Origin of the sequence: Glycomyces paridis (genome assembly GCF_004912155.1) — a bacterium.
GTDB classification, from domain to species: domain Bacteria; phylum Actinomycetota; class Actinomycetes; order Mycobacteriales; family Micromonosporaceae; genus Glycomyces; species Glycomyces paridis.
Genome location: NZ_STGX01000006.1, coordinates 175,523 through 191,317 on the forward strand (window position 1 = coordinate 175,523; position 15,795 = coordinate 191,317).

Genomic DNA, 15,795 nt, shown 5'->3' on the forward strand with positions numbered 1-15,795 from the left:
GGACCATAGGCGCCATACCTGCCGTGGACCACAAAGGACACTGCGTCTCTTCCGTGCATCGGGGCCGTTCCCGACCACGGGCTACGCTGGGGGTCATGGCAGGACGAGACGAATCCGCGTGGCGGCGGGACGCCGTCGCGATCCTGCGCGAGGACTCGGCGCCGACGCCGCTGCGCACGGGCCTGGCCTCGTTCGGCGAGGCGATCCGGCTCCACGTCAAAGACGAGTCCGCGCAGCCCACCGGCACCCTCAAGCATCGGCTGGTGCGCGAGCTGCTCCTCCGCGCCGTGATCGAAGGCGAGATCCGCGAGGGCACGCGCGTTGTCGAGGCCACCGGCGGCGGCGCCGCACTCGCCTTGGCGCACTTCGCGAACCGGCTCGGGGTGCCGTTCACCGCCGTCATGCCCGCCCGCGCCCATCCCGCGCAGATCGCCGCCGTCGAAGACCTCGGCGGCGTCTGCGAACTGGTCGACCCGCCGCCGGCGATCTACGAGCGCGCGGCCGAGCTCGCGAAGGAGCACGGCGGCCACTACCTCGACATGTTCAACCGCGCCGAGGCCGCCGTGGACTGGCGCGCCGGGAACGTCGCCGCCGAGATCCTCGCCCAACTCCCGGAGCCGCCCGCGTGGATCGTCTGCGGTGCCGGGACCGGGATCACCGCCGCCACCGCCGCGCGCCACCTCCGGTACGCCGGGGCCGACACGCGCGTGGCCGTGGCCGACCCCGAGCACTCCAGCTACTTCCCCGCCTGGGCGAGCGGCTACGACGGGTACGCCACGGGGATGCCCTCGCGCATCCCCGGCATCGGTCGGCCCCGCGTCGAACCGGCGTTCCGGGCCGACCTGGTCGACGCGGTCGTGCCCGTCCCCGACGCTGCGAGCGTCGCCGCGACCCGTCACCTCGCCGGCCGCCACGGCACCGCGTACGGTCCCGCCGCGGGCGCCTGCTGGTGGGCCGCGATGGAACTCGCCTCGCGAATGGACCGCGACGGGCGCACCGGCGACCTCGTCGTCATCGCGGGCGAAGGCGGCGGCACCTACGCGGCGACGTTCTACGACGACGAATGGCTCGCCGCCAAGGGGATCGAGACCGCCCCGCACCGCGCGGCGCTCGACGCGTTCGAGGCCACCGGCGAGTGGCGGCCCCCGGCGCGCTGACCTCCCACGCTGCCCGGCGATGCCAGACGCTGGACGACAACCCGTCGCTGGATCCGCGCTACGGAGCGTTGACCCCCCGCCCTGCCCGGCGACGCCGGGGAACGCCACCGGCTCGTTTACATCCGGTTCACAGCCCCGGCCGTACGGTCCGGGGCATGAGACGCATCCCGACGATCCTCGCCGCGGCACTCCTTACGGCCGTAGGCACCGCCGCCTGCACCTCCGACACCGGCGGCGACGAACCCGAGACCGCCCCCGCCTGCGACGCCGACCTGGCCGCCGGGCTCAGCCGCTGGGCCGACGCCGGCTTCAGCGGCTCCATCGCGATCGGCGGGGGTGACGGCCCCGCCTGCCTCGCCTCGTTCGGCCTCGCGAACACCGAAGCGGGCGAGGCGAACACCGAAGACACCGTGTTCGCGATCGGCTCGGTCAGCAAAGCCGTCACGGCCGCCGCCGTACTCGACCTCGCCGACGCCGGGACCCTCGAACCCACCGACCGCGCCGGGGACCTCCTGCCCGGCCTGGGCGGGCCCGCCGCCGACGCCACCGTCGAGCAGCTCCTCCTGCACACCAGCGGCCTCGCCGGCTCCCACGGCGCCGACCACGAGCCCCTCGACCGCGCCGACGCGATCTCCGCGCTCGGCGCGCTCGACACCGATTTCGCGCCCGGCACCGACTACCTGTACTCCAACGCCGGATACGCCCTCCTCGCGCTCATCGTCGACGAGCAGACCGGGTCCTATAGGGACTATGTCGCCGCGGAGATCCTCACGCTCCCGGACGGCGACCGCCTAGGCGGCTTCTGGGACGGCGAACCCGCCCCCGAGGGGCCCCGCGCCCTCGGCTACGGTCCGGACGGCGAACCGGCCCAGTCCACCGGCGACTTCGCCGGCCCCCACTGGGCGCTCGCGGGCAACGGCGACGTCGCCATGACCGCCGCCGACCTCGCCGCCTGGACCGAAGCGCTCTTCGCGGGCGACATCATCGCCCCCGACGCCGTCGACGCCCTCCGCGCCACCGTCTTCGACCACGGCGACGGCTCGACCGAACTGCCCGGCTGGGTCGCCCTCGACGCGGCCGCCTTCGGCACCCCCGTCGTCATGTCCGCCGGGGGCGGCGGCGACACCGGCCACGAAGCCGTCGTCGCCTGGCTCCCCGACACCGGCGTGACCCTCGTCGTCACCTCCAACACCGCCGCCGTCACCGCCGGGGCGCTGGTGGAGGCCGTCGGACCGGCCCTCGCCGCGGGCGAGGCCCTGCCCGTCCCGGAAGGCCATGCCGAGGTCGATCCCGAAGCGCTGCTTGCGAAAGAGGGCGTCTACGCCCTCGGCACCGGCGGCACGCTCACGGTCACCGCCGCAGACGGGTTCCTGGAGGTCGCCGCCGACGGCGCCGACGCCGCCACCGCCATGTTCGCCTCCGGCGACTTCACGGCCGAGGAGGCCGCCGACCACGACGCGCGGGTCCTCGCGTTCCTTGAGGGCGACTCCGACGCGGGCCGCGAGGAACTCGCCGCGGCCGAAGACGCCTTCGGCCCGGTCGACGACCTCGCCTCGGCGGGCACGGTCGTGGAGGAGTCCGAACTGCGCACCTACGTGCGGTTCACGGGCCCGGAGGGCACCGGCCTGGGCTGGTACGCGCTCGACGACCACGACGGCGTCCAAGGCGTCTGGTTGGACGCCGAACCGCCCGTGTTCACCCTCGTGCCCACGAGCGAGAACGAGTTCCGCCAGGAGAACCTCAGCGGCGCCGGCGTGGGCCTCCGCGCGGTCTTCACCGCTGACGCGATGACCGTCACCGGACCCGCGGGTACGGTCGAAGCCGTCCGCGAATGAACGGGAAGAGGCCGAAGCCGCCGCAAGCGCGGCTTCCCTCTTTCGGGTGACACGGGCGGCACGGGACCGGTTTCCTGTCGCACCAGCGCGCCATTGTGGGCGCTACGGTCCCCAGGGTGGGTGGGGGTTTGGGATGGTTTAACAGTGACCCACCCTTACAGGGCGGGTCGGCGCCGCCCAAGGCACTCGGCATCCGACCCGCGCCGCGCAACCGCCGAATCGCCTTCCGAGCCGCGCCCCCGAGCGGGCCGGACGGCCCGCTCGGCCATGACACCGACCGTCCACCTTTCAACGAGGAGTGAGAGTTGCGCATCCTGCTGGTCGAGGACGACCGCGATCTGGGCCCGGTGATCGCGCTCGGGCTGCGGAACGAGGCGTATGCGGTCGACCTCGCGACAACGCGCGCCGAGGCCGAGGAGCTGCTGTGCTGCAACGACTTCGACGTCGCATGCCTCGACCTCGGGCTGCCGGACGGGGACGGGCTCGACCTCGTCCGGCGGCTCGGGCGCGGTGAAGGCGCCCTGCGGCGGCCGAGGCGCCTGCTGGTCCTGACGGCGCGCGACGCCGTGGAGGACCGGGTGGCCGGGCTCGACGCGGGCGCCGACGACTACCTGGTGAAACCCTTCAGCTTCCGGGAGCTGGCGGCTCGGGTGCGGGCCCTGTCGCGCCGCGACGACGTCAAAGAAGCCGTCCTCGCAGTCGGCGACCTCCGGCTCGACGCCGCCGCCCACCGCGCATGGCGCGGCGACCGCGAACTGGAGCTGACACCGAGGGAGTTCTCGATGCTCCGCTACTTCATGCACCACCCCGGCCGCACCCTCTCGGCCGAAGACCTCCTCGAACACGTCTGGGACGCCCATGCCGACCCGTTCACCGCCTCGGTCCGCGTGATCCTCAGCCGCCTACGGCGCAAACTCGGCGAACCCGGCCCGATCGGCACCGTCACCGGCGTCGGCTACCGACTCGGGGAGACGCCGTGAGGAGCGCGCTGCGGTCGCTGCGAGTGCGCCTGGCGCTCACCGGGTTCCTCGCGATCTACCTGCCGGTCGTCCTCGTCTTCGCCGTCACCGCGATCAACGAACGCGAAGTGACCGACGTGGACGCGGCGGGCGTGGAACGCCGCGTCGCGGAGACCGGCGTCGAACCGACCCTCTGGGCCGTGCTCACCGTCCTCGCACTGCTGCCGGTCACGGCCGCCGTCGCCTGGTGGTGGGCCGGCCGGGCCGTGCGGCCCTTCGCGCGCGTCCGCGAAGCGGCCGAACGGATCGAGGCCTCCGACCTGTCGCTGCGGGTCGGCCCCGGCCAGGGCACCACCGAGGCGATCGGCCTCGCCGCCGCCTTCGACGCGATGCTCGACCGGCTCGAGCGCTCCGCGCAGGTGCAGCGGCGCCTCATCGAAGAGACCAGCCACGAACTCCGAACACCGCTGGCGGTGCTCATCACCGGAGCCGACGTGCTCCTGGAGCACCCCGAACCGGACCTGGCCCTGTACCGGGAAGGCCTGGAGCGCAGCCGAAACGCGGCCGAACGGCTGCGGGACACCATCGGCGAGCTCCTGGTGGACGCGCGCGGGCGGGCCCGCGCGATCGACCGGCGCCCCACCGACCTCGCGGCACTGGTCCGGGAGGTCTTCGCCGAACTCGGGCCGCTCGCGGCCTCGCGTTCGGTCGCGCTGGCGCCGCGGGGGGCCTCGCCGTGCGAGGCGGCCGTGGACGGCCCGAGCGTGCGCCGCGCGATCGCGAACCTGGTCGCGAACGCGATCAAGCACGCCCCGCCGGGCACCGCGGTCGAAGTCGCGGTGGAGCGCACGGGGACGACCGCGGCGGTGACCGTCGCCGATCACGGGCCGGGCGTCCCCGAGGCGGAGCGCGAGCGGGTCTTCGAGCGGTTCTGGCGCGGCGGGCAGGTACCCGGCACGGGCCTGGGACTGCCGATCGCCCGCCAGATCGCGCAGGCACACGGCGGCGACGTCGAACTCCTGGAGTCCGAGACCGGCTGCCGCTTCCGCCTGACGCTGCCGGTCGGGCCCCGGAGCAAGACGCGGCCCCCGACCAAGTAGCTCCTTAAGGGACGATGTGCCCGGCGGCGGCGAAGAGCCGGTACCACTCCTGCCGTGTCAGCGGGACCTCCGAGCCGGCGGCGGATTCGAGCACCCGCGCCGGGTTGGTGGTGCCGAGCACGACCTGCATGTTCGCCGGGTGGCGGGTGATCCAGGCGACGGCGATGCCGGTGGGCGTGACGCCGTACTTGTCGGCGAGCTCATCCAGGGCGTCGTTGAGTTCGCCGTCGTACTCGCGGTCTCCGATGAAGACGCCGTCGAAGAAGCCCTTCTGGAACGGCGACCAGGCCTGGAGGGTCATGCCCTTGAGCCGGGAGTAGTCGAGCAGGCCGTTGTCGCGGTCGACCGACTGGGCCTCCCCCGCCATGTTCGCCGCGACGCCCGCGGCGATGAGCGGGGAGTGGGTGATGCTCAGCTGCACCTGGTTGTACACCAGCGGCTGCCGCACGGCGGTCTTGAGCAGTTCGATCTGCCCCGGGGTGTGGTTGGAGACGCCGAAGCGGCGGACCTTCCCGGCCGCTTCGAGCGCGTCGAAGGCCTCGGCGACCTCTTCGGGCTCCACGAGCGTGTCGGGCCGGTGGAGCAGCAGCACGTCGAGGCGGTCGGTGCGCAGCGCCGCGAGGGACTCGTCCACGGTGGCGAGGAGGTGCGCCTTGGAGAAGTCGAAGTAGCCGTGGCGGATGCCGACCTTGCTCTGGATGATCATGGCGTCGCGGTCGGCGCCGGTGAGGTCGAGGGCGGCGCCGAACCGCTCTTCGCACTGGTGGCGGTGGGCGCCGTAGATGTCGGCGTGGTCGAACACGTTGATCCCGGCGTCGCGGGCGGTGCCCACGAGGGCGCGGATCGCCTCGTCCTCGAGCGACCCGATCCGCATCAGGCCGAGTACCACATTGGAGGGACGCGGGTCGGTCCCGTCGATGTCGAGCGTTCTCATGGGCACATCCTGCCACACACCCGTACTTGATCGGTAAAGGACAGCGAGTCGGTCCGGCCGCTCGGGACGCAGGGCCCGCCTCCCCCGCTCAGCCGCGGCGGTCTTCGGCGCAGGCGGTACGGAGTTCGGCGAGGAGTTCGGGGCCGGTCCAGTCGCGGCGGCCGCCGTCCTCGGCGGCGTGGACGAGGGCGGCGAGGCGGGCGTTGGCCGGGGCGGTGAGGCCGTGTTCGGCGGCGAGGGCGCCGATCTCGCCGTTGAAGTGGTCGACCTCGGTGGCCCGGCCCGCCTCCAGGTCGTCCCAGGTCGAGGAGCGGGCCCACTCGTCCATTGAGAGGGTGCGGCGGGCGGCGCGGACGTAGACCGCGTCGGGCAGGCCGAGGACGGCCGGCAGGAGCCGCGCGGGGAGCCCGGCGACCTTCCCGACGGCGAGGCCGGCGGCGCCGAAGGCGGCCAGCGCCTCGCGCACGGCGAGGGCGAGGCAGCGGCGGTAGGCGCGTTGGGAGAGTTCGGCGCGCAGCGGCAGGCCGGAGAGGGCGTTGACGGCGTTGTTGAGGTTGAGGAGGAGTTTCGCGGTCTGGGCGGCGGTGAGGTCGCGGTGGCGGTCGAGCGGGAGGCCGGCGCGGTCGAAGTCGGCGACGGGGAGGCGGGGGTGGTCCTGGACCTGGAGGCCGCCGTCGGTGCCGGCGTGGAAGCGGCCTTCGCCGAAGTGGACGACGTTGCAGGCGATCATGCCGGCGAGGACGGTGGCTTCGGGGAGGTGTTGGCGCAGGATTTCGGGGTTGCGCAGTCCGTTCTGGAGGCTCAGGACGAGGGTGTCGGGGCGCAGGTGGAGTGCGAGTTCGGTGGCGGCCTGGGCGGTGGCGCCGGATTTGACGGTGAGGAGGACGAGGTCGGCGTCGGCCGCGGCGGCGGGGTCGGTGGTGTAGCGGGGGCGTTCGACGCGGCCGCGGTGTCCGTGGAGGTCGGTGGCGGTGAGGCCGTGTTCGCGCAGTTCGGCGGCGAGTCGTTCGCGGCCGACGAAGACCACGTCGGCGCCGGCGGCGGCGAGGCGTCCGCCGACGTAGCAGCCGATGCTCCCGGCTCCGTAGACACAGATCATCACCGGATGGTATCCCAATATGCGGGACCAGCGGGGTTGCGGGGGCACAGGGTTCGGGGGTGGAAGGGTCGGCGCGCAGGGGTTCGGAGGCGCGGCCGCGTACCGGTTCGTCGCCGGATCGTCACGGGAAATTCAAGATGGGGTCATCGGATGACAGCCGCGATCCGGTGCAATACTCCTCGCATACCACTCGAACCCCTCGGAACGAATCAGGAGCGACGGCACATGTCAGTCAACCGCAGAACCCTCCTCGGAGCATCGGCCGCCGCGGGGGCGGCCGCTGCCGCCCTGGTCGCCTCGCCCGCCGAGGCCAAGGGCGCCAAGCGCTACTCCTTCACCGTCATGGGCACCACCGACCTGCACGGCAACGTCTTCAACTGGGACTACTTCGCCGACAAGGAGTACGCCGACGCGGCGGGCAACGCCAAGGGCCTCGCCCGCATCGCGACCCTCGTCCAGCAGGTCCGCGACGAGAAGGGCCGCGAGGACACGCTCCTCATCGACGCCGGCGACACCATCCAGGGCACCCCCCTGGCGTACTACTACGCGCGCGTCGACCCGATCGCCGCCGACGCCGGGCCCGTGCACCCGATGGCCCAGGCCATGAACGCCATCGGCTACGACGCCGCCGCCCTGGGCAACCACGAGTTCAACTACGGCCTCGACACCCTCCGCAAGTTCGAGTCGCAGCTCGACTTCCCCCTGTTGGGCGCCAACGTCATCGACACCGCCACCGGCGCGCCCGCCTTCCCGCCGTACCACATCGCCCGGATGCGCACCCCGCGCGGACGGGACGTCAAGGTCGCGATCCTCGGCCTGTGCACCCCCGGGGTCACCATCTGGGACAAGGCCTACGTCGAGGGCGTGCTCGAATTCCCCAGCCTCGAATCGCAGGCCGCGCACTGGGTGAAGCACCTGCGCGAGGAGAAGAAGGTCGACGTCGTCATCGTCTCGGCGCACTCGGGCACCTCCGGGACCTCCGCGTACGACACCTCCGGCGGCCTGGGGGTCGAGAACGCCTCCAAGATCGTGGCCCAGACCGTCCCGGGCATCGACGCGATCCTGGTCGGCCACGCCCACGTCGAGATCGCCGAGGAGCGCGTCACCGGCCCCGACGGCCGCGAAGTCGTCCTCTCCGAGCCGTACTACCACGGCCAGCGCCTCACCCTGTTCGACTTCGACCTGTTGTGGGACAAGGGCTCCTGGAAGGTGGAGTCGGTCGCCGCCTCGATCCTCGACTCCGCCGACGTCCCCGACGACCCGGCGATCACCGAGATCCTCACCGCCGAGCACGACGAGGTCGTGGCCTACGTCAACCAGGTCGTGGGCCAGGCCGTCATCGACCTGGACACCGCCGAGGCCCGCTACAAGGACGAGCCGATCATCGACCTCATCAACCAGGTCCAGGTCGACACGGTCAAGGACGCGCTCGCCGGGACCGCGCACGCCGAGCTGCCCGTGCTCTCCCAGGCCTCGCCGTTCTCGCGGACCTCGCTCATCCCCGCCGGGGACGTGCGGATCAAGGACCTGTCGAGCCTGTACATCTACGACAACACCCTGGTCGCGAAGCTCCTCACCGGCGCCCAGGTCCGCGCCTACCTCGAATACTCCGCCGAGTACTTCGTGCAGACGCCCGCGGGCGGGACCGTCGACCCCGATGCGATCACCAACCAGGGCGGGCGCCCCGACTACAACTACGACTACGTCTCGGGCCTGACCTACGAGATCGACATCGCCCAGGCGCCGGGCTCGCGCATCCGGAACCTGCGCCGCGACGGCGTCGACGTCGCCGACGACGAGGAGTTCGTCCTCGCCGTCAACAACTACCGGGCGAACGGCGGCGGGAACTTCCCGCATGTGGCCGCCGCCGAGGAGCTGTGGAGCGAGTCGATCGAGATCCGCACCCGCATCATCGAGTGGGTGACCGCCAAGGGCGCGCTCGACCCCGCCGAGTTCGCCTCGGTCGACTGGACGCTCACCCGCGAGGGCACGCCGGTCTTCTGAGACCGGCGACGGCGCCCCGGGCCTCTCGGCCCGGGGCGCCGTCCCTTCCCCGGGACGGCCGCGCCCGCACGCGGCATGGCAGTATTGCCACCACCAGGCGAACTGACCGCCCGGCTAGTACACGAGAACCCAATATGCCCCAGGAGCGCACATGGACTTTCGGGAAGAGGCCGCCGCCATCAGCGGCGAGCTGATCGCGCTGCGCCGCGAACTCCACCGCATCCCCGAGATCGGACTCGACCTGCCCAAGACGCAGGCCGTGGTCTTGCGGGCCCTGGAGGGCCTGCCGCTGGAGATCACCGCCGGCACCACCTCGACCGCCGTCACCGCCGTGCTGCGCGGTGCGCGCCCCGGACCGGTCGTGCTGCTGCGCGGGGACATGGACGCCCTGCCCGTGACCGAGGAGAACGACGCCGAGTACGTCTCCGGCCACGTCGGCACCATGCACGCCTGCGGCCACGACCTCCACACCGCCGGCCTGGTCGGCGCAGCCCGCCTCCTCGCGGCCCACCGCGACGAGCTGGCCGGCGATGTCGTCTTCATGTTCCAGCCCGGCGAGGAGGGCCACGACGGCGCCGGCCACATGATCGCCGAAGGCGTCCTCGACGCGGCCGGGCGCCGCGCCGACGCCGCCTACGGCCTCCACGTCATCTCCGACATGGTGCCCCGCGGCGTCTTCACCACCCGGCCCGGCCCGATGATGGCCGCTTCTTCGGGCCTGTTCGTCAACGTCGTCGGCAACGGCGGGCACGGCTCGCGCCCGCACACCACGCTCGACCCGATCCCGGTCGCCGCCGAGATCGTCACCGCCCTCCAGAACCTCGTCACCCGCCGCTTCTCGGTGTTCGAGCCGATCGTGATCACCGTGGGGACCTTCCACGCGGGCACGCGGCACAACATCATCCCCGACAACGCCCGGTTCGAGGCGACGGTGCGGACCTTCTCGGAGGAGGCGCTCGCCCAGGTCGAACGCGAGTCGGTGCGCCTCGCCCGGGACATCGCGACCGCGCACGGCCTGACCGCCGAGGTGCGGTTCGACCGCGAGTACCCGGCGACAGTCAACGACGCCGACGAGGCCGCGTTCGTTGCCGAGACCGTCCGCGAGGTGTTCGGCGAGGACCGCTACACGCCGATGCCCGAACCGGTCATGGGCTCGGAGGACTTCTCGCGGGTCCTCGAGGCGGTGCCGGGCAGCTACATGTTCTACGGCGCCACGGTCAAGGACGACCCGAACGAGGCCGCCTCCAACCACTCCCCCAGGGCCGCATTCGACGACGCGGTCCTCGCCGACGGCGCCGCCCTCCTCGCCGAACTCGCCGTCCGCCGAATGAACCGCGGCTGACCGAAGCGAGAAGCGACACAGGCGATCTCACCTCGCATGAACCGAGACTGACTGCCCGAAGCCGCAAGGCGACACACGCGAAAGGGGAGGCAGGCTCACGCCCGCCTCCCCTTTCGCATCGCAAGGCCGGTCGTTGCCGACTGCCGTGTCGCACCCTCGCGTCATAGTCGAATCGGGGGGCGAAGCGAACACGACCGCGGCTCTCGTCTTCCTCCCCACCTACGACCGTTCGCAGCTCGTCAGGCCTTCGCTTCCTCCGGGTCGATGCCCAGTTCCGCCAGGATCACTCGCACCAGCTCCTGCGGGCCGTGGGCGACGTCGACGACCACGCCGTCCTCGTCGGGCCCGAGGGGTTCGAGGGCGGCCTCCTGCGAATCGAGGAGCCCGGCGGGCATGAAGTGGCCTTCGCGGTGGTCGAGGCGGGCGCCGATCACCTCGTGGGCGCCGCTCAGGTGGACGAACCGAACCTCGCCCACCACGGCGTCGGGGCCGCGCAGCACGTCGCGGTAGCGGTGCCGCAGCGCCGAGCAGGCCATCACGCTCGACCGCCCTTCGGCGGTCCGCGCCTCGATCCACTCGCGCAGCGACCGCAGCCACGGCGCGCGGTCGGCGTCGGTCAGCGCCTCGCCCTCGCGCATCTTCGCCACGTTCGACGCGGAGTGGAAGTCGTCGGCCTCGGCCATCGGCCACCCGAGCCGCTCGGCGAGCAGCCCCGCGATCGTGCTCTTCCCTGCGCCTGAAACGCCCATGACCACAAGACAGGTCACCGCCATGCCACTCCTCGTCGATATCGGCCGCGCGGCACTACGTCCTTCGTCACACGTCACTTCCGTCGCGGGGTTCAAGGCAACTCTAGGCAGGTCCCGGAGCGCCCAGTAAGCGGTGCCGCGAATGGAACGGCCCCAACAGGGTCGAACTCGCCCTGTTCGGGGTAATACCTCACATGCAGCTCGACACGGAGCATCATCGGATGAGTAAGCGTATTTGTACGGCGACACGGCGTTTCTCCTGGTCTGACCAGTGAGGCACAGCCTGTAACTGATTAGCATGTGCCACAACACCACCATGGCCCACAAGGCCGCGCCACCACCGCAGATCGGACCCGCCATGCCCGAGTTCGCCCCAGTGCGATTGCCGCACTACGACGGCCGGGCAGCCGGCCCCCATTCTCTCCTCGCCGACGTCGCCGCCTGGACCGGCTCCGAGCCCATGCGCGGCCTCATCGCCCGCTTCGGCGGCGAACTGCCCGGCACCGGCACCGCGGACGACCTCGCCTACCTCGAAGCGTTCTCCGCGGCCCACTGGGACTTCCGGGCCGGACGCGAACGCCACGAGACCGCGCCGGAGCACCTCGACCCCGAGCAGGAGCGCGAGGTCACGGCCGCCGCGCTCGCCCTGGGCCTGGGGGCCGACGCGAAGCCGCGCCGCGAGCACTACACGCACGTCCTGGTCCTGGGCGGGCTCGTCGCCTCCTGCCTGTTCCGCACCCGCTTCGCCGCCGAGCTGCTGGCGAACGGGATCGTCGCCGACCACGTCACCGGCGTGGGCGGCTTCCGCCCGCTCGGCGGCGCCGACCTGGAGTCGGCCGCGCTCACCGGGCTCGACGGCGGCACCTTCGAGGTCGACGCGATCGAGGCGAGTCTCAAGCGCGCCTTCGACATCGAGGGCGAACCCGAGGTGAACGAGGGCGGCGACCCGCACCTGGCGCCCGGCCGGGCCTGGAAGGTCTCGACCTACGAGGCCGGGCCGCTCACCGTCCAGGCGGTGGCCGCGCCGTCCTCCGAACCCGAGCGGCGCCGGGCCGACACGGTCGACACGTGCCGGTTCTGGGCCGACCGGGTGGTCGAACTCGCGCCCGGCGACAGCGTCCTGGTGGTGACCTCGGCGCCGTACACTGCGTTCCAGCACTGCGACGCGATCGCCCACATGGGACTGCCGTACGGGTGCGCGGTCGACACCGTCGGCGTCGACCCCGCGACGCTCCCGGAGCCGCACTTCCGCAAGGAGCAGACCGCGAGCGGCTACCTCCAGGAGATCCGCTCGGCGATCCGGTCGATGCGGCGCCTCTACCGGACCGCGTACGCCGCGGCCCAGACCCCGGCCCAGCGCACGGCACTGTCGGCGGAACCGACCGGCGCCTGCCCGTAATCCGCATCGCCGCCCTTGATCGCCCTCGCCTCGCGGCGGCTTCACTTGAGCCGCAACCACGCGGGTTCGCACACCCCCCTGAATCCGTTCCGCGCTTCTCCAAGCGGCCGGTGATTTCACCGATGCGCGCAGCCCTCTGCCACGAGACATTGATATCTATCACTTCATGAGTCTCGTCAAGGAGGACGAACCATGCACGCAACGATCAAGCAACGGCGCAGTCTGCTCGCCGGCCTCCTCACCGCGGCTCTCGCCGCGCTGATCGGGATCGGCGTCGCCACGGCGCCGAGCGCCGCAGCCGCCGAGAACCCGTACGAGCGCGGCCCCGCGCCCACCGAGTCCAGCATCGAAGCCCTCCGCGGCTCCTACAGCGTCTCCAGCACCAGCGTCTCCTCGCTCGTGCTCGGCTTCGGCGGCGGCACCATCTACTACCCCACGACCACATCGGACGGCACGTTCGGCGGCGTCGTCATCACGCCGGGCTTCACCGCCTACGAGTCCTCGATCTCCTGGCTCGGCCCCCGGCTCGCCTCGCAGGGCTTCGTGGTCTTCACCATCGACACCAACACCACGCTCGACCAGCCCGGCCAGCGCGCCGACCAGATGCAGGCCGCGCTCGACTACCTGGTGGAGAGCAGCTCGGTGCGCAGCCGCGTCGACGAGAACCGCCTCGCGGTCATGGGCCACTCCATGGGCGGCGGCGGTTCGCTGGAGGCCGCCCGGGACAACCCGGACCTGAAGGCCGCCATCCCCATGACGCCGTGGCACACCACGAAGTCCTGGTCCACATTGAGCGTCCCGACCCTGATCTTCGGGGCCGAGAACGACTCCGTCGCGCCGGTCGGCTCGCACTCGGAGCCGTTCTACAACTCGATCCCCAGTTCGCGGGACAAGATGTACATCGAGCTGAACGGCGCCTCGCACTTCGCGCCGAACTCCTCGAACACGACGATCGCGAAGTACTCGATCTCGTGGCTGAAGCGGTTCGTGGACGACGACACCCGCTACGACCAGTTCCTCTGCCCGCTCCCGCAGGAGTCCTCCATCGAGGAGTCCCGCGGCACCTGCCCGCTCGGCTGATCCGGCCGGGGCAGGGGCATCGGTGAACCGTCGGACGGCGGCCGCTCGCGGCCGCCGTCCGATTCCTCGCCTCCAACCCTTTTAAACCGACCGGTCGGTTTTGTACGATGGGTGGATGGGACGGAGCGCACTGGAGCACCCCGCCCGGACCGAGCCCCGAGCCCGGCCCGGCACACCCGCACGCGACCCGGACAACGATGCCGAGCGCGGTCCAGGCGGTCCAGGCGGTCCAGGCGCCAACCTAGACCTCGAACTCGACCTCAATGCATCATCGGACCACGAGCCCGACGTCCCCCCGGCGCAGGCACCGCCCATCGAAGCCGGCCGTCCGACGCCCACCCCACACACCGCGCCGAACCCCGGACACGCAGCAGCAAGCCACAAGCCCGGCTCCGCCAGTGGTCCCTCCCCCGGCGACAGGTCCGTTCCCGTTGCACCCCATCGTTCTGCGGTCGAAGCTCCACTCGCCGCAACAGTCCGCCGCCTCGAAGACGGCAGCCTCGCCCTGGTGGTCACCGCGGCGGACGCCCACCTCCTCCACGAGGCGGGCCGGTCGGGCGCGACGATCACCGTCAACGTCGCGGCGGGCTCGGCCGAGGACGCCGCCCGCGCCGCGCTCGCGCGGGGCCGGCGCGCGCTCGCGGCGGGACCGCTCGGCGACGCCTACGCGTCCCTGGTCCTCGCCACCACCGTCGCCGCCGACCTCTCGCCGCCGCTGGCGCTCGAAGCGATCACCTCCGCGGCCGACGCCGCCTGGGCCGCGGGCGACCGGCCCGCCTGCATCGCCGCCCTGGACGCCGCCCGCCGGGCCCTCGCCGCCGTCGCGCCGGAGGCCCGCACCCCGCTCCACGACTACCTCCTTGGACTGCGGGCGCTCCTCGACCCCAACCCCGCCAACGCGATCGGCCCGCTCAAACGCGTCATCGCGGGCGCGGGCGACACCCCCGAATCCCTCCACCACGCCTCCGTCGCCGCACTGCTCCTCGGCGACGTCGCCACCGCGGCCCGCGCCGGCACGAACGCCCTCGCCGCCGCCCGCACCCAAGGCCGCGACGACCTCGTCCCCCGCCTCCTCGAATACCTCGCCTACGCCGAGATGCGCGCCGGCCTGCACGCCAGGGCCCGCGCGCACGCCCGCGAGGGCCTGCTCGCCGCGCTCCGGACCGGCCGCGACAACACCGTCGCCCACCACCGCGCCGTCCTCGCCCTGACCGCCTCGGTCGAAGGCGACACCGCGCAAGTGGAAACCGAAGCGGCGCAGGCGCTCGCAACCGCGCGGCGCCACGGACTGACGCAGACCGGCTCGCTCGCCGAATGGGCCCTGGCGAGATCGGACCTCGGCCGGGGACGGCCCGACGCGGCGGCGTCGCGCCTCCTCGGCCTCGTCGGCGCCGACGGGGGCCACTTCGCGTTGCGGGCCTTGCTGATGCCGTGCTTCATCGAGGCGGCGGCGCTGTCCGGGAGAGCGGAGGAGGCCCGGCCGGTGGCCCGGGAGCTGCGCCTTTGGGCGGGGTTCGGGCTCGACCGGGGCGCGTTCGCGCAGCTCGCGCGGAGTCAGGCGCTGCTCGCGGCTCACGAGGGCCCGGCGGAGGCGGCGGGCGCGCTGTTCGCGCGGGCGGTCCAGTTGCACCCCAGGGGAACCGGCGAGTTCGAGCGGGCGCGCACGCTGCTGCTGTACGGCAAGTGGCTGCGCAGGAGAAGGCGCCCGGGCGAAGCCCGCGCGGTACTCCGCGAGGCACTTCACGGCTTCGACCGCTGCGGCGCGGCGGGCTGGGCGGGCCAGGCGCGGGAGGAACTGCGGGCCACAGGGGAGCTGCGCGACCCGAAGGCGAAGGCGGGTGCGTCCCCCGAGAGCCGGTCGAGGGGCGCCTTGGCGTCGCTCACCCCGCACCAGGCCCGCATCGCCGGCCAGGTCGCCACCGGCGCGACGAACCGCGAAGTGGCCCAATCGTTCGGCCTGAGCGTGCGAACGGTCGACCACCACCTGCGCAACATCTTCGCGGCCCTGGGGGTCCGCTCCCGCGTCGAACTCACCCGCCTCGTAGCGGACACGGCCAGAAAACGGGAGTAGAACGACAGCGGCTCTCGCTTCCTCGCCGCTTCTTGAGCTCACCTCAAGTCAAATACATCGTTGTCG

Annotated in this window: 12 protein-coding genes; 9 read left to right on the plus strand and 3 right to left on the minus strand. The window is 72.4% G+C overall.

The genetic code is table 11. The features are described 5' to 3' along the window. Nucleotides 1-95: 95 nt before the first annotated feature. The 4 genes from E9998_RS10075 (at nucleotide 96) to E9998_RS10090 (ending at nucleotide 5,051) form a co-directional block, all read left to right on the plus strand. On the plus strand, nucleotides 96-1,157 hold the full coding sequence (locus E9998_RS10075; protein ID WP_136529577.1) for a PLP-dependent cysteine synthase family protein: 1,062 nt from the start codon (nucleotides 96-98) through the stop codon (nucleotides 1,155-1,157). 155 nt (nucleotides 1,158-1,312) lie between these two features. After that, on the plus strand, nucleotides 1,313-2,992 hold the full coding sequence (locus tag E9998_RS10080; RefSeq protein WP_158299769.1) for a serine hydrolase domain-containing protein: 1,680 nt from the start codon (nucleotides 1,313-1,315) through the stop codon (nucleotides 2,990-2,992). Nucleotides 2,993-3,297: 305 nt separating this feature from the next. Further along, nucleotides 3,298-3,972, plus strand: coding sequence for a winged helix-turn-helix domain-containing protein (locus E9998_RS10085; protein WP_192907070.1), 675 nt, complete (start codon nucleotides 3,298-3,300; stop codon nucleotides 3,970-3,972). Beyond that, nucleotides 3,969-5,051: a HAMP domain-containing sensor histidine kinase gene (locus E9998_RS10090; protein WP_136529579.1), complete on the plus strand. Its 1,083-nt coding sequence runs from the start codon at nucleotides 3,969-3,971 to the stop codon at nucleotides 5,049-5,051. Before E9998_RS10085 ends, E9998_RS10090 begins: the two co-directional genes overlap by 4 nt. Before the next feature lie 4 nt (nucleotides 5,052-5,055). Here the strand turns inward: E9998_RS10090 and E9998_RS10095 are convergent, their stop codons facing one another. Together E9998_RS10095 and E9998_RS10100 are read right to left on the minus strand one after the other, a co-directional pair. After that, nucleotides 5,056-5,985 carry an aldo/keto reductase gene (locus E9998_RS10095; RefSeq protein WP_136529580.1) on the minus strand — a complete coding sequence of 310 codons (930 nt, stop codon included), beginning with the start codon at nucleotides 5,983-5,985 and terminating at the stop codon, nucleotides 5,056-5,058. 88 nt (nucleotides 5,986-6,073) lie between these two features. Beyond that, nucleotides 6,074-7,084: a 2-dehydropantoate 2-reductase gene (locus E9998_RS10100; RefSeq protein ID WP_136529581.1), complete on the minus strand. Its 1,011-nt coding sequence runs from the start codon at nucleotides 7,082-7,084 to the stop codon at nucleotides 6,074-6,076. A gap of 225 nt (nucleotides 7,085-7,309) precedes the next feature. On the opposite strand from E9998_RS10100, the gene E9998_RS10105 reads away from it, so the two are divergent. After that, a complete protein-coding gene (locus E9998_RS10105) occupies nucleotides 7,310-9,088 on the plus strand; it encodes a bifunctional metallophosphatase/5'-nucleotidase (protein ID WP_136529582.1) in 1,779 nt (592 codons plus the stop codon). A gap of 151 nt (nucleotides 9,089-9,239) precedes the next feature. Further along, on the plus strand, nucleotides 9,240-10,430 hold the full coding sequence (locus tag E9998_RS10110) for a M20 metallopeptidase family protein (protein ID WP_136529583.1): 1,191 nt from the start codon (nucleotides 9,240-9,242) through the stop codon (nucleotides 10,428-10,430). Nucleotides 10,431-10,669: 239 nt separating this feature from the next. Here the strand turns inward: E9998_RS10110 and E9998_RS10115 are convergent, their stop codons facing one another. Then, nucleotides 10,670-11,203, minus strand: coding sequence for a gluconokinase (locus tag E9998_RS10115; RefSeq protein WP_136529584.1), 534 nt, complete (start codon nucleotides 11,201-11,203; stop codon nucleotides 10,670-10,672). A 274-nt stretch (nucleotides 11,204-11,477) separates the two neighbouring features. Here E9998_RS10115 and E9998_RS10120 point away from each other — a divergent pair, with 274 nt between their 5' ends. The 3 genes from E9998_RS10120 to E9998_RS10130 all read left to right on the plus strand — a co-directional run bounded on the left by E9998_RS10120 (nucleotide 11,478) and on the right by E9998_RS10130 (nucleotide 15,729). Then, the gene (locus tag E9998_RS10120; RefSeq protein ID WP_192907071.1) at nucleotides 11,478-12,578 is read left to right on the plus strand and encodes a hypothetical protein; all 1,101 of its coding nucleotides are present in this window, start codon (nucleotides 11,478-11,480) and stop codon (nucleotides 12,576-12,578) included. Between the two features lie 192 nt (nucleotides 12,579-12,770). Continuing rightward, nucleotides 12,771-13,658, plus strand: coding sequence for a poly(ethylene terephthalate) hydrolase family protein (locus E9998_RS10125; protein WP_136529585.1), 888 nt, complete (start codon nucleotides 12,771-12,773; stop codon nucleotides 13,656-13,658). A gap of 508 nt (nucleotides 13,659-14,166) precedes the next feature. Then, entirely contained in the window at nucleotides 14,167-15,729 is a 1,563-nt protein-coding gene (locus E9998_RS10130) for a helix-turn-helix transcriptional regulator (RefSeq protein ID WP_204745361.1), read from the plus strand. Nucleotides 15,730-15,795 lie beyond the last annotated feature (66 nt).

Excerpts from the sequence above, each read along its gene's own strand:
- E9998_RS10120 (WP_192907071.1), top strand. The coding sequence starts at position 11,478 with ATGTGCCACAACACCACCATGGCCCACAAGGCCGCGCCACCACCGCAG.
- E9998_RS10100 (WP_136529581.1), bottom strand. The coding sequence starts at position 7,084 with ATGATCTGTGTCTACGGAGCCGGGAGCATCGGCTGCTACGTCGGCGGA.
- E9998_RS10075 (WP_136529577.1), top strand. The coding sequence starts at position 96 with ATGGCAGGACGAGACGAATCCGCGTGGCGGCGGGACGCCGTCGCGATC.
- E9998_RS10080 (WP_158299769.1), top strand. The coding sequence starts at position 1,313 with ATGAGACGCATCCCGACGATCCTCGCCGCGGCACTCCTTACGGCCGTA.
- E9998_RS10105 (WP_136529582.1), top strand. The coding sequence starts at position 7,310 with ATGTCAGTCAACCGCAGAACCCTCCTCGGAGCATCGGCCGCCGCGGGG.
- E9998_RS10115 (WP_136529584.1), bottom strand. The coding sequence starts at position 11,203 with ATGGCGGTGACCTGTCTTGTGGTCATGGGCGTTTCAGGCGCAGGGAAG.
- E9998_RS10110 (WP_136529583.1), top strand. The coding sequence starts at position 9,240 with ATGGACTTTCGGGAAGAGGCCGCCGCCATCAGCGGCGAGCTGATCGCG.
- E9998_RS10095 (WP_136529580.1), bottom strand. The coding sequence starts at position 5,985 with ATGAGAACGCTCGACATCGACGGGACCGACCCGCGTCCCTCCAATGTG.
- E9998_RS10125 (WP_136529585.1), top strand. The coding sequence starts at position 12,771 with ATGCACGCAACGATCAAGCAACGGCGCAGTCTGCTCGCCGGCCTCCTC.